The sequence below is a fragment of the Nocardia sp. NPDC050710 genome (genome assembly GCF_040654375.1).
Lineage (GTDB): Bacteria > Actinomycetota > Actinomycetes > Mycobacteriales > Mycobacteriaceae > Nocardia.
This window is the reverse complement of sequence record NZ_JBFAHV010000019.1, coordinates 26,685-43,386: the sequence shown is the minus strand read 5'-3', so window position 1 is coordinate 43,386 and position 16,702 is coordinate 26,685. Positions and strand designations below refer to the sequence as shown.

General features: G+C 67.6%; 19 protein-coding genes. 12 read left to right on the top strand and 7 right to left on the bottom strand.

The window, feature by feature from the left end; genetic code table 11:
• Positions 1 to 3: 3 nt before the first annotated feature.
• The gene (locus AB0H61_RS27110) at positions 4 to 873 is read right to left on the bottom strand and encodes a DNA-formamidopyrimidine glycosylase family protein (protein WP_357309842.1); all 870 of its coding nucleotides are present in this window, start codon (positions 871 to 873) and stop codon (positions 4 to 6) included.
• A 32-nt stretch (positions 874 to 905) separates the two neighbouring features.
• Entirely contained in the window at positions 906 to 1,652 is a 747-nt protein-coding gene (gene cobF, locus AB0H61_RS27105; protein WP_357309839.1) for a precorrin-6A synthase (deacetylating), read from the bottom strand.
• A 45-nt stretch (positions 1,653 to 1,697) separates the two neighbouring features.
• Between cobF and AB0H61_RS27100 the strand changes: the two genes are divergently transcribed.
• From AB0H61_RS27100 to AB0H61_RS27070, 7 genes are all read left to right on the top strand, one after another.
• A complete protein-coding gene (locus tag AB0H61_RS27100; RefSeq protein ID WP_357309836.1) occupies positions 1,698 to 2,501 on the top strand; it encodes a thymidylate synthase in 804 nt (267 codons plus the stop codon).
• Entirely contained in the window at positions 2,498 to 2,983 is a 486-nt protein-coding gene (locus AB0H61_RS27095) for a dihydrofolate reductase (protein ID WP_357309833.1), read from the top strand. The genes AB0H61_RS27100 and AB0H61_RS27095 overlap by 4 nt, the downstream gene beginning before the upstream one ends.
• 129 nt (positions 2,984 to 3,112) lie before the next feature.
• Complete coding sequence (locus AB0H61_RS27090; protein ID WP_357309830.1) at positions 3,113 to 3,439, top strand: cupin domain-containing protein; 327 nt, start codon at positions 3,113 to 3,115, stop codon at positions 3,437 to 3,439.
• Positions 3,440 to 3,537: 98 nt separating this feature from the next.
• Complete coding sequence (locus AB0H61_RS27085; RefSeq protein ID WP_357309827.1) at positions 3,538 to 4,554, top strand: Dyp-type peroxidase; 1,017 nt, start codon at positions 3,538 to 3,540, stop codon at positions 4,552 to 4,554.
• Positions 4,554 to 5,354, top strand: a complete 801-nt coding sequence (locus tag AB0H61_RS27080; RefSeq protein WP_357309824.1) for a family 1 encapsulin nanocompartment shell protein — start codon at positions 4,554 to 4,556, stop codon at positions 5,352 to 5,354. Before AB0H61_RS27085 ends, AB0H61_RS27080 begins: the two co-directional genes overlap by 1 nt.
• A 91-nt stretch (positions 5,355 to 5,445) precedes the next feature.
• Positions 5,446 to 5,970: a hypothetical protein gene (locus tag AB0H61_RS27075; RefSeq protein WP_357309821.1), complete on the top strand. Its 525-nt coding sequence runs from the start codon at positions 5,446 to 5,448 to the stop codon at positions 5,968 to 5,970.
• Between the two features lie 118 nt (positions 5,971 to 6,088).
• Positions 6,089 to 7,465 carry a TerD family protein gene (locus AB0H61_RS27070; protein WP_357310117.1) on the top strand — a complete coding sequence of 459 codons (1,377 nt, stop codon included), beginning with the start codon at positions 6,089 to 6,091 and terminating at the stop codon, positions 7,463 to 7,465.
• A gap of 68 nt (positions 7,466 to 7,533) precedes the next feature.
• On the opposite strand, the gene AB0H61_RS27065 is transcribed toward AB0H61_RS27070, so the two are convergent.
• Positions 7,534 to 8,184 (bottom strand): TetR/AcrR family transcriptional regulator, encoded by a 651-nt coding sequence (locus AB0H61_RS27065; RefSeq protein ID WP_357310115.1) that lies wholly within the window; start codon positions 8,182 to 8,184, stop codon positions 7,534 to 7,536.
• Positions 8,185 to 8,423: 239 nt separating this feature from the next.
• Here AB0H61_RS27065 and AB0H61_RS27060 point away from each other — a divergent pair, with 239 nt between their 5' ends.
• From AB0H61_RS27060 to AB0H61_RS27045, 4 genes are all read left to right on the top strand, one after another.
• Entirely contained in the window at positions 8,424 to 9,962 is a 1,539-nt protein-coding gene (locus AB0H61_RS27060; protein ID WP_357309819.1) for an amino acid permease, read from the top strand.
• Between the two features lie 116 nt (positions 9,963 to 10,078).
• Positions 10,079 to 10,837: a DUF1989 domain-containing protein gene (locus AB0H61_RS27055; RefSeq protein ID WP_357309816.1), complete on the top strand. Its 759-nt coding sequence runs from the start codon at positions 10,079 to 10,081 to the stop codon at positions 10,835 to 10,837.
• Positions 10,834 to 11,454, top strand: a complete 621-nt coding sequence (locus tag AB0H61_RS27050; protein ID WP_357309813.1) for an urea amidolyase associated protein UAAP2 — start codon at positions 10,834 to 10,836, stop codon at positions 11,452 to 11,454. Before AB0H61_RS27055 ends, AB0H61_RS27050 begins: the two co-directional genes overlap by 4 nt.
• The gene (locus AB0H61_RS27045) at positions 11,451 to 13,562 is read left to right on the top strand and encodes a 5-oxoprolinase/urea amidolyase family protein (RefSeq protein WP_357309812.1); all 2,112 of its coding nucleotides are present in this window, start codon (positions 11,451 to 11,453) and stop codon (positions 13,560 to 13,562) included. The genes AB0H61_RS27050 and AB0H61_RS27045 overlap by 4 nt, the downstream gene beginning before the upstream one ends.
• 6 nt (positions 13,563 to 13,568) lie before the next feature.
• Here the strand turns inward: AB0H61_RS27045 and AB0H61_RS27040 are convergent, their stop codons facing one another.
• Together AB0H61_RS27040 and AB0H61_RS27035 are read right to left on the bottom strand one after the other, a co-directional pair.
• Positions 13,569 to 13,721 carry a hypothetical protein gene (locus AB0H61_RS27040; protein ID WP_357309810.1) on the bottom strand — a complete coding sequence of 51 codons (153 nt, stop codon included), beginning with the start codon at positions 13,719 to 13,721 and terminating at the stop codon, positions 13,569 to 13,571.
• A gap of 95 nt (positions 13,722 to 13,816) precedes the next feature.
• Complete coding sequence (locus AB0H61_RS27035; protein ID WP_357309807.1) at positions 13,817 to 14,971, bottom strand: epoxide hydrolase family protein; 1,155 nt, start codon at positions 14,969 to 14,971, stop codon at positions 13,817 to 13,819.
• A gap of 63 nt (positions 14,972 to 15,034) precedes the next feature.
• Between AB0H61_RS27035 and AB0H61_RS27030 the strand changes: the two genes are divergently transcribed.
• Positions 15,035 to 15,985 (top strand): YafY family protein, encoded by a 951-nt coding sequence (locus AB0H61_RS27030; RefSeq protein WP_357309804.1) that lies wholly within the window; start codon positions 15,035 to 15,037, stop codon positions 15,983 to 15,985.
• Here AB0H61_RS27030 and AB0H61_RS27025 read toward each other — a convergent pair.
• Positions 15,933 to 16,364 (bottom strand): recombinase family protein, encoded by a 432-nt coding sequence (locus AB0H61_RS27025; RefSeq protein WP_357309801.1) that lies wholly within the window; start codon positions 16,362 to 16,364, stop codon positions 15,933 to 15,935. The two genes, AB0H61_RS27030 and AB0H61_RS27025, sit on opposite strands and share 53 nt — an antisense overlap.
• Before the next feature lie 35 nt (positions 16,365 to 16,399).
• Positions 16,400 to 16,639 (bottom strand): hypothetical protein, encoded by a 240-nt coding sequence (locus AB0H61_RS27020; RefSeq protein ID WP_357309798.1) that lies wholly within the window; start codon positions 16,637 to 16,639, stop codon positions 16,400 to 16,402.
• Positions 16,640 to 16,702 lie beyond the last annotated feature (63 nt).

Sequence of the window (16,702 nt, the reverse complement as noted above, 5' to 3'; positions counted from 1 at the left end):
TTCCTATTTGAGCAGCCGGGACATCCGGCGGTCGGCGAGTATCTTGCCGCCGGTCTGGCAGGTGGCGCAGTACTGGAACGAGCGTTCGGCGTAGGAGACCTCGCGCACGGTGTCGCCGCAGACCGGACAGGGCAGGCCGGTGCGGGCGTGCACCCGCATGCCGGAACGTTTTTCGCCCTTGAGGCGGGCGGCGGCCTGGCCGACGGAGCGCTGGACCGCGTCGGTGAGCACCGCACGCATGGCGCCGTAGAGCTCCGTGACCTTGTCGGCGGGCATGGTTCTGGTGTTGGCGAAGGGCGAGATCCGTGCCGCGTGCAGGATTTCGTCGGAGTAGGCGTTGCCTATGCCCGCGATCAGGGTCTGATCGACGATGGCGGTTTTGATCCGCTGCGATGCGCCGCGCAGGATCTCGGTGAACTGCTCCTCGGTGACCTCGAGCGCGTCCGGCCCGAGCCGGGCGATGCCCGGCACCAGCTTCGGATCCTCGACAATGTAGACCGAGAGCCGTTTCTTGGTTCCGGCCTCGGTCAGGTCTATGGCGGGCGTCGCGCCTTCGGGGGTGAAGAAGTGCACCCGCAGTGCCAGCGGACTCTTCCCGCCGGGCTTCGGCGGCGTCGGGCTGGGCTCATCGATCCAACGCAACCACCCGCCCCGCGACAGGTGGGTGATCAACCACAGCCCACCGCATTCCATTCCGAGGAATTTCCCCCAGCGCCCCGCCCCGGTGACATCCCGCCCGGACAGCGCGGTCACCGGCGGGTCGAACGTCTTGACCGCGCTCAACGCCCCGACGTCGACGCGCCCCACCACCGCGCCGACCGCATGTTCCCGCAGGAACTGCGCCAGCGCCTCCACCTCGGGTAGCTCGGGCACCTGTTCAGGCTACCCGGGACCACCGACACGGATCAGATTGTCGCGGCCCGCCGGAGCAGGTAGGTGTCCATGATCCAGCCCTTTTCGGCGCGCAGCCGGGCGCGCACCTCGAGGATCTGCTGTTCCACCGCGCGCAGCGGACCCTCGATGAGGGTTTCGTCGGGCATCCCGAGGTAGGCGCCCCACCAGATGTGGATGTCGTCACCCGGTATCGCGGTGAACGAGCAGTCGCCGTCCAGCATGACGAGGGCCGAATCGGCCAGCCCTTCCTCGCGCAAACGCCGCCCGGTGGTGATGTGCACCGGTTCGCCGATGCGATGCAGCACCATACGGTGCCGGGCGGCCAGCGCCTGCACACTGGTGATGCCGGGGATCACCTCGTAGTCGAAGGTCTGCGCCCCGCGCGCGAGAACCCGTTCGATCATTCGCAGCGTGCTGTCGTACAGCGAGGGATCGCCCCAGACGAGAATCCCGCCGATGCCGTCCACCTCGGCGAAGGCCGATTCCAGCAGCGCCGAGCGACGGTCGTGCCAGTCCTCGACCGCGCCTCGGTAATCGGCCGGGGTGCGATCGCGGGGCGGATCGGTGACCTCGACGATCCGGTAGGGCCGGTCCACGTGCTCGGTCAGGATGGCGGTGCGCACGTCGACGAGCTCCTGCTTCTCGGCGCCCTTACCGATGACGAAGAACGCCTCGACCTGCCGCATCGCCTTGACGGCCTGCATCGTCACCTGGTCGGGATCGCCCGCCCCGATGCCGATCACGTAGAGCTTCCGCATGTGCGAAGAGCTTGCCAGGCCGGGCGAACAGTAAGCTCATCAGGCGTGGCGACCACCGATACGCAGTACGAGGACCTGCTCCGGCTGGTGCTGGAGTCCGGCACGGCGAAGGCGGACCGCACCGGGACCGGCACCCGCAGCGTGTTCGGACACCAGTTGCGCTACGACCTTTCCCAGGGCTTCCCGCTGATCACCACCAAAAAGGTGCATCTGAAGTCGATCGTCTACGAGCTGCTGTGGTTCCTGCGCGGTGATTCGAATATCGGCTGGCTGCGCGAGCACGGCGTCTCCATCTGGGACGAATGGGCCGACGCGCACGGCGAGCTGGGCCCGGTCTACGGCGTGCAGTGGCGGTCCTGGCCCGCACCGGACGGCACCCATATCGACCAGATCAGCCAGGTGCTACAGATTCTGCGCACCAACCCGGATTCGCGCCGCATCCTGGTCTCGTCCTGGAATGTCGCGGAGCTGGACAAGATGGCGCTGGCCCCCTGCCACGCCTTCTTCCAGTTCTACGTCGCCGACGGCAAACTCTCCTGCCAGCTCTATCAGCGCAGCGCGGATCTGTTCCTCGGGGTGCCGTTCAATATCGCCAGTTACGCCCTGCTCACCCACATGGTGGCCCAGCAGACCGAGCTGGAACCCGGCGATTTCATCTGGACCGGCGGCGATTGCCACATCTATGACAACCACCTCACCCAGGTCACCGAACAGCTGACCCGGGAGCCGTATCCGTTCCCGACCCTGCGGCTGCGCCCGGCGCCGACGCTGTTCGATTACGTCTACGAGGATGTGGAAGTGGTCGGCTACCAGCATCATCCGGCCATCAAAGCCCCGGTGGCCGTGTGAAGACCATCGGTCTCATCTGGGCACAGACCCCGGACGGCGTGATCGGCCTCGAGAACACCATCCCGTGGCGGGTGCCCGAGGATATGGCCAATTTCAAGGCCGCGACCTGGGGACATCCCGTGATCATGGGCAGGCGCACCTGGGATTCGCTGCCACCCAAGTTCCGCCCACTCGACGGCCGCCGCAATATCGTGGTGACCCGGCAGCCGGATTGGTCCGCCGAGGGCGCCGAGCGCGCGGGTTCGCTGACCGAAGCGCTGGAGCTCACCGGCCAGGACCCGGTGTGGATCGCGGGCGGCGGCGAAATCTACCGCGCCGCCATGGAACTAGCGACCGACCTGCTGGTGACCGAGGTCGACACCGAGGTCGACGGCGATGCCTACGCCCCCGCCATCGGCCCCGAATGGCGGGCCGAGGATCCGGAACCCTGGCGCACCTCGCGCACCGGCCTGCGCTTCCGCATCCGCCGCTACACCCGCTGATCGCCAACACGCCGTGCACGGGGCGAGCCGCCCAAACCCGTCCCGCGGCAAACCCGGGTCGGGCATACTCCTGAATATCAGCCGGTGACACCAGCCCTGCACTGGCGGATGTGATGCGAAAGGCGATCCATGGACAAAAAATCGCTGACTGCGGTCGCTCGCCAACAGCTCAAGTTGGCCGCCACCGCCACGAGCGGGCGCAGTTCGCAAACAATCTACGGTGGTCACGCGCACGCGCTGCGCCAGACCGTGGTCGGCCTATCCGCCGGGCAGAGCCTGGCCGAACACGACAACGCGGGCGACGCGACCCTGTTGGTGATCAGCGGCACACTCACACTGATCAGCGGCACCAACGAATGGAAGGGATCCGCGGGTGATCTGCTCGTGGTACCCAAGGCGCGGCACAGCGTCAAGGCCGTCGATGACGTGGCGTTTCTGCTGACCGTGGCCAAATAAGGCCCGGCTGCTCGCGGCCCGCCCCGGCAGTCGGTCGCGGGCCGGGAACAAGTCGCGCGAATGCCGGGCAACCCGGAGCGACACGTAGGCTGTCGATCATGGGTGAGCCTCAGCCGATCCTCGAACCCCTCACACCAGCCGCAATCTTCCTCGTCGCCACCATTGATATGGGCGGAGAGCAGGCGGTGCGCGATCTGCTCGCCGCTTTGCCAGGTTTGCGGCGTTCCGTCGGATTCCGAGTGCCCGGTGCCGGGCTGGTCTGCAACACCTCGATCGGTAGCGACGCATGGGATCGGCTCTTCGCCGGACCGCGCCCCGCCGAACTGCATGTACTTCCCGAGTACGTGGGTGAGCGCCACCGTGCTCCGTCCACCCCCGGCGATCTGCTGTTCCACATCAAGGCCGAAACCCACGATGCCTGTTTCGAATTGGCGATGACCATCGCCGACCGACTCACCGACGCGATCACCGTCGTCGATCAAACGGTCGGTTTCCGATACTTCGAGCAACGAGACCTGCTCGGTTTCGTGGACGGCACCGAGAACCCGGAGGGTTCCGCGGCGATGTCGGCGGCGCTGATCGGCGAGGAGGATCCCGAATTCGCCGGGGGCAGTTACGTCATCGTGCAGAAGTACCTGCACACCATGCCGGAATGGCGGGCGCTGCCGGTCGAGGAGCAGGAGCGGGTGATCGGCCGCACCAAGCTGGACGATTTCGAGCTCTCCGACGCGGACAAGCCCGCGAATTCGCATGTGGCAGTGAACTCCATCATCGAAGCCGACGGCACCGAACGCCAGATCGTGCGCGCCAATATGCCCTTCGGCAGCATCGCCGACGACGAATTCGGCACGTACTACATCGCTTACGCGGCCACACCGAGCGTCACCGAGACCATGCTCAGCCGCATGTTCGTCGGTACGAACGAGGCGGCCTACGACCGCATCCTGGATTTCTCCATCGCAATCACCGGCACCCTCTTCTTCACCCCGCCCGCCGACTTCTTCGAAGATCTGCCCGAGGCGCCCGCGACAGCCGGGGAATCTTTGGCGCCCACCGATGTTCAAGGCAATGGCAGCAGTTCACTCGGCATCGGCACGTTGAAAAGGAGTAGGTAATGAACAACCTCCATCGCGAACTGGCGCCGATCACCGCCGAAGCCTGGTCGGCGATCGAGGAAGAGGCGACCCGAACATTCAAGCGGCACATCGCGGGACGCCGGGTGGTCGATCTGTCCGGACCGCACGGCACCGACTACTCGGCCGTCGGCCTCGGCCGCACCACCGCGATCAGCGCTCCCAGCGAGGGTGTGCAGGCCCGCCAGCGCGTGGTCGCCCCGCTGGTCGAGCTGCGGGTGCCGTTCGCCCTGTCGCGCGAGGAACTCGACAATGTCGAGCGCGGCGCGAAGGACGCCGACCTGGACGCGGTCAAGGATGCCGCGCGCAAGATGGCCTTCGCCGAGGATCGCGCCATTTTCGAGGGCTATGCCGCCGCGGGTATCACCGGTGTCCGGGCCAGCGCGTCCAATACGCCGATCAAGCTCCCCAGCGACGCCCGCCTGGTCCCCGAGGCCGTCGCCCAGGCGCTGTCGGCTCTGCGCCTCGCGGGCGTCGACGGCCCGTACTCGGTCCTGCTCAGCGCCGACCTCTACACCGCGGTCAGCGAAACCTCCGACCACGGCCACCCGATCCGCACCCATATCGAACGGCTCATCCCGGACGGTGAAATCATCTGGGCCCCGGCGATCGACGACGCCTTCGTCCTCACCACCCGCGGCGGCGATTTCGACCTTCGCCTCGGCCAGGACCTCTCCATCGGCTACCTCGCCCACAATGCCGAGACCGTGGACCTCTATTTCCAGCAGAGCCTGCAATTCCTCGTCTACACCGCCGAGGCCGCGGTGGCGCTGGAGTCCTGAACAATCCGCATCCGATGCGCCCGCGGCTCGCACGACCGGTCCTCGGGACAGGCGGTACGGTGAAGCCGCAGGACGCGAGGAGGCGGTAGGCATGGTGCGCGCGGGTGTGGTTCCGACTCGACGGGCGGCGATATACGGCACGCTCGGTATCGCGGTGACCGTCGCCGTCTGCGCGGCCATCGTGCTCGGCTTCGGGCTCAACCGGGTCTTCACCGGTCTGCTGGCGGGCGCCGTCGCCGGGATCGCGGTACTGGTCGCCCTGTTCGGTCGCGACGCCATCGTGCTCACCGAGGGCGCGATCTACCGCCGCACGCCGTGGTCGGAGTCGAGTATCGATTGGGGCCGGGTGGTGGCCGGGCGGTTCGCGCTGGACGAGCGGGCCCGCTGGTCGCTGGCGTTGGATCTGGCCGGCGGTGACGAACAGCACGGCGAGCTGGTACTGCTGTCCATTCCCCCGGTGATACGGCCCGTATCGGGCGCGTATGACATGCGTAAACGCGAGCAGGTGCACGAGATCCGGGAGATGCTGCGCCGCAAGCGGGTTCCGGTCATCGTACTGCCGGAGATCGCGGGTGCGCTCAGCACGCACTGGCAGATCGCACCGCCGACGCGCTGACCGTCGCGGTTGCCGCCGGGGCGAGCGATGGCCGTGCGGAACGCACGCCGACGCGCTGACGATCGCGCGGGACTGATGACGGGTGACGCGGTGTTCATATACGTTGGCATCTGTGTCGATGATGAAGGGCGCCAACGTTCCGGTGCCGATGTCCGCGGTCCGCATCGAACTGGGGTGGCAATCGAGTCCCGGGGTTCCGGATGCGGATGCGTCCGCGCTGCTACTTGTCGGCGGTAAAGTCCGCTCCGACAACGACTTCGTTTTCTACAACCAGCCGCTGCATCCGTCGGGCTCGGTGCGCCACGAGGGTAAACAGCAGGGGCCGACGGTGCTCGACACCCTGTCGGTGAACCTGGCCCAGGTGGAACCGCAGGTCGAGACCGTGGTGATCGCCGCGTCCGCGGACGGCGGCACCTTCGGCCAGTTCCAGGGGCTGTACGTGCGGGTGCTGGATGCGAGCAACGGCGCCGAGGTGGCGCGGTTCGACAGCGTGGGCGCGAGCACCGAGACGGCTTTCGTACTCGGTGAGCTGTACCGCCGCCAGGGTGCGTGGAAGTTCCGCGCGGTGGGTCAGGGCTATGCCTCCGGTCTGGCCGGATTGGCCACGGACTTCGGCATCTCGGTCGACGACGAGCCCGCGCCCGCGCCGCAGCAGCAGTACGCGCCACCGCCGCCGCCACAGCAGTTCGCGCCGCCACCGCCGCAGCAGTTCCAGCAGCCGCCACAGCAGCAGTACGCGCCGCCACCGAACCAGCAGTACGCGCCGCCACCGCCCCAGTACGCGCCCCCGCAGCAGCAGTTCCAGCAGCCGCCGATGCCGCCGCAGGCACCGCCCACCGGTGGCGCGCCGGTCAATCTGAGCAAGATCTCGCTCACCAAGGAAGCGCCCTCGGTCTCGCTGACCAAACAGGGCGCCACCGGCGGCACCATGCGGGTGAACCTGAACTGGACCAGCCCGCAGTCGAACCGAGGCGGCGGCCTGTTCGGCAGGCGTCGCGGCGGCGGTGGTCTGGACCTCGATCTCAGCTGCTTCTTCGAGCTGGCCGACGGTCGCATCGGCTCGGTTCGCGCGTTGGACCGCTCCTTCGGCGACCTGACCCGTCCGCCCTATATCCGGCTGGATCAGGACGATCGGACCGGTGCCAGCGCATCCGGTGAAAATCTCGACATCAACCTGGATTTCACCAGCCAGTTCCGCCGGATCCTGGTCTTCACCTCGATCTACGACGGCGCCAACGACTTCCGCGGCGTCCACGCCACCGTCACGCTGTATCCGCTGAACTCCGCGCCGATCGAGATGACACTCGACGGATGTATGGACGATTCCCGCGACGCCGTACTCGCCCATATCGAGAACATCAACGGCGAGTTGGTGGTTCGACGGGAGGGCACCTTCATCCGTCCGCCCGCGGGTCGGCCCGGTGCGGGTGTCATGGAGATCGCGCAGCGCTACAACTGGGACTTCGGCTTCAAGGCCGGTCGCGGTAAGGGCTGATCCGTCTCGGCACGGCCGGGCCCGGTGGTCTTCGGATCGCCGGGCCCGCCGCGTATTCGGATCCGCGATCAGCCCAGCGGCAGCGGTGACGCCAGCCGCTCGAGCAGTTCGCTCGCCGCGCCGCGGATCTCGTCCAGATCGCCCTGCCAGCCGAGCATCCGCAGGGTGGCGTCCGGGATGGTGCGTTCGGCATACGCCGGGGCGCTGCCCTCGTCGGAGCGCATGCTGATCACCGTCTCGACCAGCCGGAACGGCAGCACCTCGGCACCGGGTATGCCGGCTTCGGCGGCGTCGGCGATCACCGCGCCCGCGAAAGTTTCGTAATGCCCGCGCAATTCGTCGCGGCGCAGCCGGAAGGCGGCGAAGCGGTCGGTGCGCAGTTCCGGAAGCAGATACAGCGCACCGAGATTCCAGTGCGCGGCGCAGAGCTGACGCACGTCGAACCAGGCCAGGGCGTAGAGCCGGATATGCGCGGGCTCCGGCCGATCGCGCAGTTGCCCGGCCAGTTCCAATGGTGTGGCGATGGTTTCGGAGAGCAGCGCGTCGAGGATGTCGTCCTTGGCGGCGAAGTGGTGGTACAGCGAGGCCTGCCGGATGCCGACGGCATCGGCTACCGCCCGGGTGGAGGTGTTGGCGTAGCCGTTGGTGGTGAACAGTTCACCGGCCGCGTCGAGGATCTCCGCGCGCGGTGTCCGACCGCGGCGGGTTCGTTGTTCCAGACGGGGACGGCCGGGACCCGGATTTGCCACCCACCCATTCTGGCATCGTGTTCGAACAGGTCCGACGGCGCCGCCGTCCGCCGACACCGACTCGAGAGATTTCTGTCACTTGATAGAAATCAAGGCAACGCAGAAGTTACCGGGGTTGCCGCAAGCGATACACGCAGGTCATCGAAAGCGCGATCGAGAACGCAAAACTGTCATCTGATAGGTATTGGCCGCTCGCCGAAGGACCGCCCATGGCCACGACAGTTTCCCCGCCCACGCCGCCCGACTCCAATCGGGACAGCGCCGACCTCCAAAGCTTCGGCTACCAGCCGGTGCTACACCGCAAACTCGGCCGCTACGCCTCGTTCGCGGCAGGCTTCTCCTTTGTCTCCATCCTCACCACGATCTTCCAGTTCTTCGGACTCGGCTACTCCTTCGGCGGCGCCGCGTTCTTCTGGACCTGGCCGATCGTGTTCGCCGGGCAGCTGCTGGTCGCCCTCAATTTCGCCGAACTCGCGGCCCGCTACCCCCTCTCCGGCTGCATCTATCAGTGGTCGCGCCGACTGGGCGGTGAGATGGTCGGCTGGTTCGCCGGCTGGATGATGGTCATCGCGCAGATCGTCACGGCCGCCGCGGCCGCCATCGCGCTCCAGGTGGTGCTGCCCTCGATCTGGAGCGGATTCCAGATCATCGGCGAGGACAGCGCGCTGACCTCGCCCTCCGGCGCCACCAACGCCGTATTGCTCGGCAGCGTCCTGCTGGTGATCACCACCGCCATCAATGTGATCGGCATCGATCTGATGGCCCGGATCAACTCCATCGGCGTCACCGTCGAGATCGTCGGCGTCGCCGCGATCGTCGCGCTGTTCTTCGTCGACACCGAACGCGGCCCGGGTGTGGTGCTGCGGACCGATCAGGCCGCATCGGGACCGTACTGGGCCGCCTTCCTCGTCTCCGGCCTGATGGCCGCCTACGTGATGGTCGGATTCGATTCCGCCGGTGAACTTTCCGAGGAGACCAAGGATCCGCGCCGGGTCGCACCGCGCACCATTCTGACCGCCCTTTCGGTCTCCGCGCTCGGCGGCGGACTGCTGCTGCTCGGTGCGCTCATGGCGGCTCCGAGCCTGGATGACGGCTCGCTGGCCACCGAGGGCCTGGCCTACGTGCTGACCGCGAAGCTCGACAGCGTGCCGGGCAAGATCCTGCTCGGCTGTGTCGCCGTCGCGATCACGGTCTGCACCTTGGCGATTCAGACCGCGGGCTCGCGGCTGATGTTCTCCATGGCGCGCGACGGCAAGCTGCCGTTCGCCGAGCGGCTGGCGGCGGTGCACCCCCGCTACGGCACCCCGGCGCTGCCCGCCATCGTGATCGGCGTACTCGGTATCGGCCTGCTGGTGCTCAACGTCGGCAATGCCGCGATCTTCGCGACGCTGGCCAGTGTGTGCATCGTGACGCTGTACCTCGCCTACCTGCTCGTGACGGTGCCGCTGCTGGTACGCCGGATCAAGGGCTGGGGCGCGCGAGACGACATCGACCCGGCGCTGTTCTCGCTGGGTCGCTTCGGTATTCCGATCAATGTGCTCGCCGTGGTCTGGGGCATTGCGATGGCCGTCAACCTGGCCTGGCCCCGGGCCGAGGTCTACACGCCGAACGGCGGCGGCTGGTGGATGCAGTGGGCCGCACCGCTGTTCGTGCTGGTGGTGGCCGCCATCGGCGTGGTCGTGCACCGACTCGTCGTCGCGACGCCGGGCGGCGCCGAAAACCCGGAAGTCGCCGTTCAGCCCGCATAATCCGGCCGAGGGGGTGGTGGGCACGCAGGGGACGTGCCTACCACCCGCCATCGGCGCATCACCGAAATCGCCCATCCGTTCGCACCGACCAGCGGACATCTCGAAGGGAGCACCCCATGACGGAGCAGAGCACCGCGTCCACCGAGGGCGCCCGCTCACACGCCAGAGCGCAGGCGGCCGCGGCGATCATGGCGCAGCCCGCGCTGCCCGAGCACGTCGAATCCGCGAAAATAACCTGGGCCCAGCGCATTCCGTCTGGCGGCTACACCAATACCGTGTTCGGCCGGGGCACCCGGATCCGGCTGAGCGACCCCGACGGCGCCGCCTGCGCGCACCTGCTGCTGCTGCGGGCCGAGGCGCCGTGGGAGCGCCTCAATGTCGCAGACACCGTGAAAGTGCCGTGGCAGGCCTACCTTTCGAACGGCCATCCGCTGCTCTCCGACCAGGGCCGGGTGCTGGCCACCGTGGTCGGCGACACCTCCGGCCACCACGACACCCTGTGTGGACCATCCACCGAGGCGCGCGAGCTGCTCCGCTTGGCGGGGGTGAAGCAGGGCCTGGAGCCGCGCGATATCGCGCCCACGGTCTCGTTCTTCCGTGGTATCCGCGTCGAATCCAACGGCGGGCTCACCCCCACGGGCAGCAGCGGACCCGGCGCGGCGGTCGAGCTACTGGTGCACCTGCCGGTCGTGCTGTTACTCGTCAACGCCTCGCACCCGCTGGACCGGCGCACCACCACCGACCTCGACATCGTCGCCTGGTCAGCGCCCGGCGACCTGGCCACGCTCGCGAACACCGACCCGGAATACCAACGGGCCGTAGAGAACACCGAAGCGGCCTGGACGGCCGCACAGACCATGGAGGCAACGGTATGACCTCGGCACCGGCCCGCACCATCGTGCTCGACGAGACCGTTCCCGCCCGCGCCCCGTGGTCGACGGTGGTTCGCGCGGGTGAGCACCTGGAGATCATCGACCTGCACGGCAACCAGGCGGTGGACTGTCTGCTGTACTCCGCGGCCGATCACACCGACCGCTACAGCGCGCAGGCCACGATCACCGCCCAGCGCAATATCTTCCTGACCACCGGCAGCGTGCTGCGAACCGATGCGGGCACCGCGCTGATGACCGTGGTCGCCGACGAGGTGGGCAATCACGACACCATCGCGGGCGCCTGCTCACAGGAGTCCAACACCCTTCGCTACGGACATCACACCCGCCACCAGCACGCCTGCGTGGAGAACTTCCTCGCCGAGGCCATGAAATGGGGCCTGGGCAAACGGGATCTGGTGTCGAATATCAACTGGTTCATGAATGTGCCGGTGGAGGCGGACGGCACCCTGGGCATCGTCGACGGATTATCGGCCCCCGGCAAGAAGGTCACGCTGCGCGCGGAGATCGACACCCTGGTGCTGGTCTCCAACTGCCCGCAGATCAACAACCCCTGCAATGGCTTCGACCCCACACCGGTCCGGATGGTGGTGTCGCGATGACGGTCGCCGAACTGGCCGGTGGTGAACTGACCGAATCCGCCGAGGGCACCGCAGCCGCGCGGGCCGCCGACCCACTTCCCGAAACCGACACCGGCGCAAGATCATCCGCCGAGAAGGCAACCGTGCTCGCACCTGCCGAGGATCGTCGGGCGGTCGAGGTGACCCGCCCCGGCACGCTGACCACCGTGCAGGACTGGCCGGGACGAATCGGCTACTGGCACATCGGAGTACCGCCGTCGGGACCGATGGACGACCTGTCCTTCCGGCTCGGCAACCGGGTACTCGGCAATGCCGAAGGCGCGGGCGGATTGGAGTGCACCCTCGCCGGTCCCGCACTGCGGTTCGCGGAGCCGACCCGAATCTGCGTCACCGGCGCTCCCGCCCAGGTCACCGTCGACGGTGTCCCGGTCCAGATGTGGCGTACGGTGCAGGTCCGCGCGGGCGGCGTGCTCGATGTCGGCGCCATCCGCGGCCCCGGCATGCGTACCTACGTGCTGATCGAGGGCGGCATCCAGCTGCCCGAATACCTGGGCAGCGTTGCCACCTTCACCCTCGGCAAGTTCGGTGGCAGCGCGGGCACCGCATTGCGGGCGGGCGAACTGCTTCCGCTCGGCGTGCCGAGCGGCCGGATCGCCTCGGCCGTGCCGATGGACGCTCAGCCGGTGCTGTCCCACCGCTGGGAGCTGGCCGTCACCGAGGGTCCGCACGGCGCACCGGAATTCTTCACCCGCGCCGATTTCGACACCATCATCGGCACCGACTACGAGGTGCATTTCAACTCCGATCGCACCGGCGTCCGGCTCATCGGACCGAAACCCGAATGGGCCAGGACCGATGGTGGCGAGGCGGGCCTGCATCCGTCGAATATCCACGACACCCCGTATTCGGTGGGCGCACTGGACTTCACCGGCGATACCCCGATCCTGCTCGGACCGGATGGCCCCAGCCTCGGCGGTTTCGTCTGCCCGGTGACGGTGGTGGCGGCCGATCGCTGGAAGCTCGGGCAACTCGCCCCCGGCGATACCGTGCGTTTCGTACCCATTCGCCGTGAGCACGCCGCCTCGCTGCGCGAGTTGGGCCCGGCACGGCGCGCCACCTGGCCGTCGGTGCTCTCGGCGGGCGGCGACGGCGACGACGGGGTGCTCCGGCGTACCGACGTCGACGACGAGATCGCGGTGACCTACCGCCGGGCGGGCGACGATGGGGTACTCGTCGAATACGGAGCCATGACACTGGATCTCGGCCTGCGCGCCCGGGTGCACGCGCTGCACCAGCACCTACTGGCCGCCGGGGTGCGCGGCGTGACGGAGCTGACGCCGGGCGTCCGCTCACTACAGATCCGGGTGGACCCGCAGGTACTACCCGTTCCGATACTGCTGGAACTGCTGGCCGAGGCCGAGCGGTACCTGCCCGCCGCCGATGAGCTGGTGGTCCCGAGCCGCACCGTGCACCTGCCGCTCTCCTGGGACGATCCGTCGACCCGCGAGGCGATCACCCGCTACATGCACGGTGTGCGGGCCGACGCGCCCTGGTGCCCGTGGAATATCGAGTTCATCCGCCGGATGAACGGCCTCGGCACCGTCGAGGAGGTGTACGACACCGTATTCGGGGCGCAGTACCTGGTACTCGGCCTCGGTGACGTGTATCTGGGCGCGCCGGTGGCCACTCCGATCGATCCGCGGCACCGCCTGGTGACCACGAAGTACAACCCGGCCCGCACCTGGACCCCGGAGAACGCGGTCGGCATCGGCGGCGCCTACCTGTGCATCTACGGCATGGAGGGCCCCGGCGGCTACCAGTTCGTCGGGCGCACCACCCAGGTGTGGAACCACGGGGCCACCGAATCACCCTGGCTACTGCGCTATTTCGATCGGATCAGCTGGTACCCGGTGGAGGCGGACGAACTCCTCGACCTGCGCGCGGATTTCGCGGCGGGCACTGTGGAGGTCAAGGCCGAGGACGGTGAGTTCCGGCTGGCCGACTACCGGAGGTTCCTCGACGAGAACGCCGCGTCCATCGACGATTTCCGCGCCCTGCAGGCGGAGGCCTTTGCCACGGAGCGCAATTCGTGGCGGCTGGCCGGCGAGCTGGCCGCGACCAAGGACTGACCCGGCTCACCAGCCGAACAGCTCCGCCATCTCGATCGATTCGTCGTCCCATTGTCGCTCGATCGCCCGGCGCTGCTCCTCGGGCAGCTCCGGCGCCCAACCACAGCGCCGCCAGAAGGCTTCGCGATGTTCTTCGGACATTCGCCTTGGCTCGCTCATGGCGCCGACTCCTTGCCACGGTCCTGCCCACCGATTGTCGGCCTGCTCCGGCAGCGACATGCCGGAACAGGCCCACTGACTTCGGTTTTCGATAATCAGCGCAGCGCACGGAAGAATTCGCGGATATCCGTGGTGAGCAGCTCCGGTTCCTCCAGCGCGGCGAAGTGACCGCCGCGGTCGACATCGTTCCAGCGGACGATGGTGTTCTCCTGCTCGTCGAAGCGCCGGATCGCGACGTCGTGGGCGAAGACCAGCACGCCCGTGGGTACCCCCGAATTCTGCTGCACCGCTCCCCACTCCACCGGCTGCGCGTAGCCGACGTAGGCGGCTGAACCCGCGGTTCCGTTGAGCCAGTAGAGCATCGCATTGGTCAGCAGCCGATCACGATCGATGATCTTGTCCGGGTCCACGTTTCGCGGATGCGTCCACTCCCGGAACTTATCCATGATCCACGCCAGCTGCCCGACCGGTGAATCGACCAATCCGTAGGCCAGGGTCTGCGGGCGGGTGGATTGGATGGCGATGTAGCCGAACTCCTCGTTCATGAACGCCTCGATCCGACGGATCCGGTCGCGCTCCAGCTCGGTCAGGGTCGCCATTTCCTCCTCCGGCAGCGGCAGCTGCGGAAATGATCCGGCTCCGCCGTTCACGTGCACACCGATCACCCGCTCCGGCGCGACCCGGCCTACCTCGGGACTGACCGCCGCACCGATATCGCCGCCCTGTACGCCGAACTTCTCGTATCCGAGTCGCGTCATCAGTTCGACCCAGGTCGCCGCGATTCTGCCGGTGCTCCAACCACTTTCGGTGACCGGCCCGGAGAATCCGAAGCCCGGCAGCGACGGGATCACGACGTGGAAGGCGTCGGCAGCGTCACCACCGTGCGCACGCGGGTCCGTCAGCGGACCGATCAGGTCGAGGAATTCGACCACCGATCCGGGCCAACCGTGCGTCAGCAGCAGCGGCACCGCGTCCGGCTCGGCCGACCGGACATGCAGGAAATGGATGTGCTGACCGTTTATCTCGGTCGAGAACTGGGGAAAGGTATTCAGCTGCGCTTCCGCCGCCCGCCAGTCGTAGCCGGTCCGCCAGTAGTCGACCAGCTCGCGCAGCCAGGTGGTCGGCACGCCGGTGTCCCAGCCGTCGCCGGGCAGCGGTGCGGGCCACCGCGCATTGTCGAGCCGATTGCGCAGGTCATCGAGCTGCTGCTGCGGGATGTCGATGCGAAATTGCCTGATCTCGTTGCTCATGACACCAACGATATGAGCCAGCTAGGACAACTTCTGCCCTAGCTTTGCGGCAGACTTTCTTCCATGTTGGAAACCTCCGCGCGCCTGCTGCGCCTGCTGTCGCTGCTACAGACGCCTCGCGACTGGACCGGCGCCGAACTGGCCGAACGACTCGAGGTCGACGTGCGCACCGTCCGCCGCGATATCGATAAGTTGCGCAATCTGGGCTACCCGGTTGACGCCACCCCCGGCGTCCCGGGCTACCGGCTCGGGGCGGGCGCCGCGCTGCCACCGCTGCTGCTGGACGACGACGAGGCGGTGGCGGTCGCCATCGGCCTGCGCACGGCGGCGGGCGGCACCATCGCGGGCATCGAGGACAGCTCGCTGCGGGCCCTGACCAAACTCGAGCAGGTGCTGCCGTCGCGACTGCGGCACCGTGTCAGCCTGCTGCACTCGGTGACCGTCTCGGTACCCGGTGCAGGCGCGACCGTCGATCCGGACACCCTCACCGCCATCGCGGGCGCCATCCGCGACCGGCACCGGCTCCGCTTCGACTACCGAACCCATGACGGCACAACGTCATTGCGCAGCACCGAACCCTATCGATTGGCGCACACCGGCCGTCGCTGGTATCTCATCGGCTGGGATGTCGACCGCGGTGACTGGCGCACCTACCGGGTGGACCGCCTGCACCCGCGCATTCCCACCGGCCCCCGATTCACCCCGCGCGAGGCCCCCGAGATGGACCTGGCCGGTTATATCTCGCGGGGCGTCACCACCGCCCCGTACCGCTTCTCGGCGCGCATCACCCTGCACACCTCCGCCGAAGTGGCCGCCGACCGCATCGCCCCGACCGTGGGCGTCATCGAGGCCGTCGACCAGCACTCCTGCATACTCCGGACCGGATCGAACTCACTCGACGAATTAGCACTCTACGTCGGTCTTTTCGGCTTTCCGTTCACCGTGCACGAACCGCCGGAACTCATCGATCGCATCCGCGAGTTGGCCGCCCGGTTCGGCGCCGCAACTCCCTGATCGCACCCGCCGCTTGCTCCTCCCTTCCCAGCGTTGTTGCCGATGGGGTCCACTCGGCGCGGCGGAACGCTTCATACCGTTGCGTGTAGGTGTTCTGCGGTGTGACGGTGTTCAGCTCGTACAGTCGCACCAGCTCGGCAGGGACCTGGTCGCCGAAGTGCGCGAGGCTCGGCACAATCACCGCGTCCACATCGACCGTGCGAGCGACGTTCATCAACCGCATCAGCGGACGGTCGGTATGCGGCCCGAACACCACGATCTTGGCGAGGTCGTAACCGAGTCGTTGTGCACGACTGCGAATCTGGATCTCGTCCCACTCCTGCGAGATACCCGAAACGTCTTTGCGTAGGTATCCGATCGCGGTTGGTTTGGTTCTCATCGGCTCGGCCCGTTCGTCACACCGTTCGATGTCAGTTATTCGCGGTAGGGCGCCTGCTGGAGCAGTGAGCGCCCGCGCGGGGTGATTCGCCACTCGGTCGGCAGTCGACTCGAGCCGAGAGCAAGCCCTGACGCGGCGAGCGCCTGTACCGCAGCGCGTGTGGCGGCATCCTGGCGCCCCGCATGCCCGGACAACTGCCGAATCGTCAACGTCTCAGTGGGTTTCAGCTGGACCAGCGCGGCCAGCACCCCGACCTGTGGCTCAGTGAGCGACATCTCTCACCCTCCGTCGTCGAGATGGTGAGGCAGCCCGCGGCCGGGACGACTGGCACCGGCCGC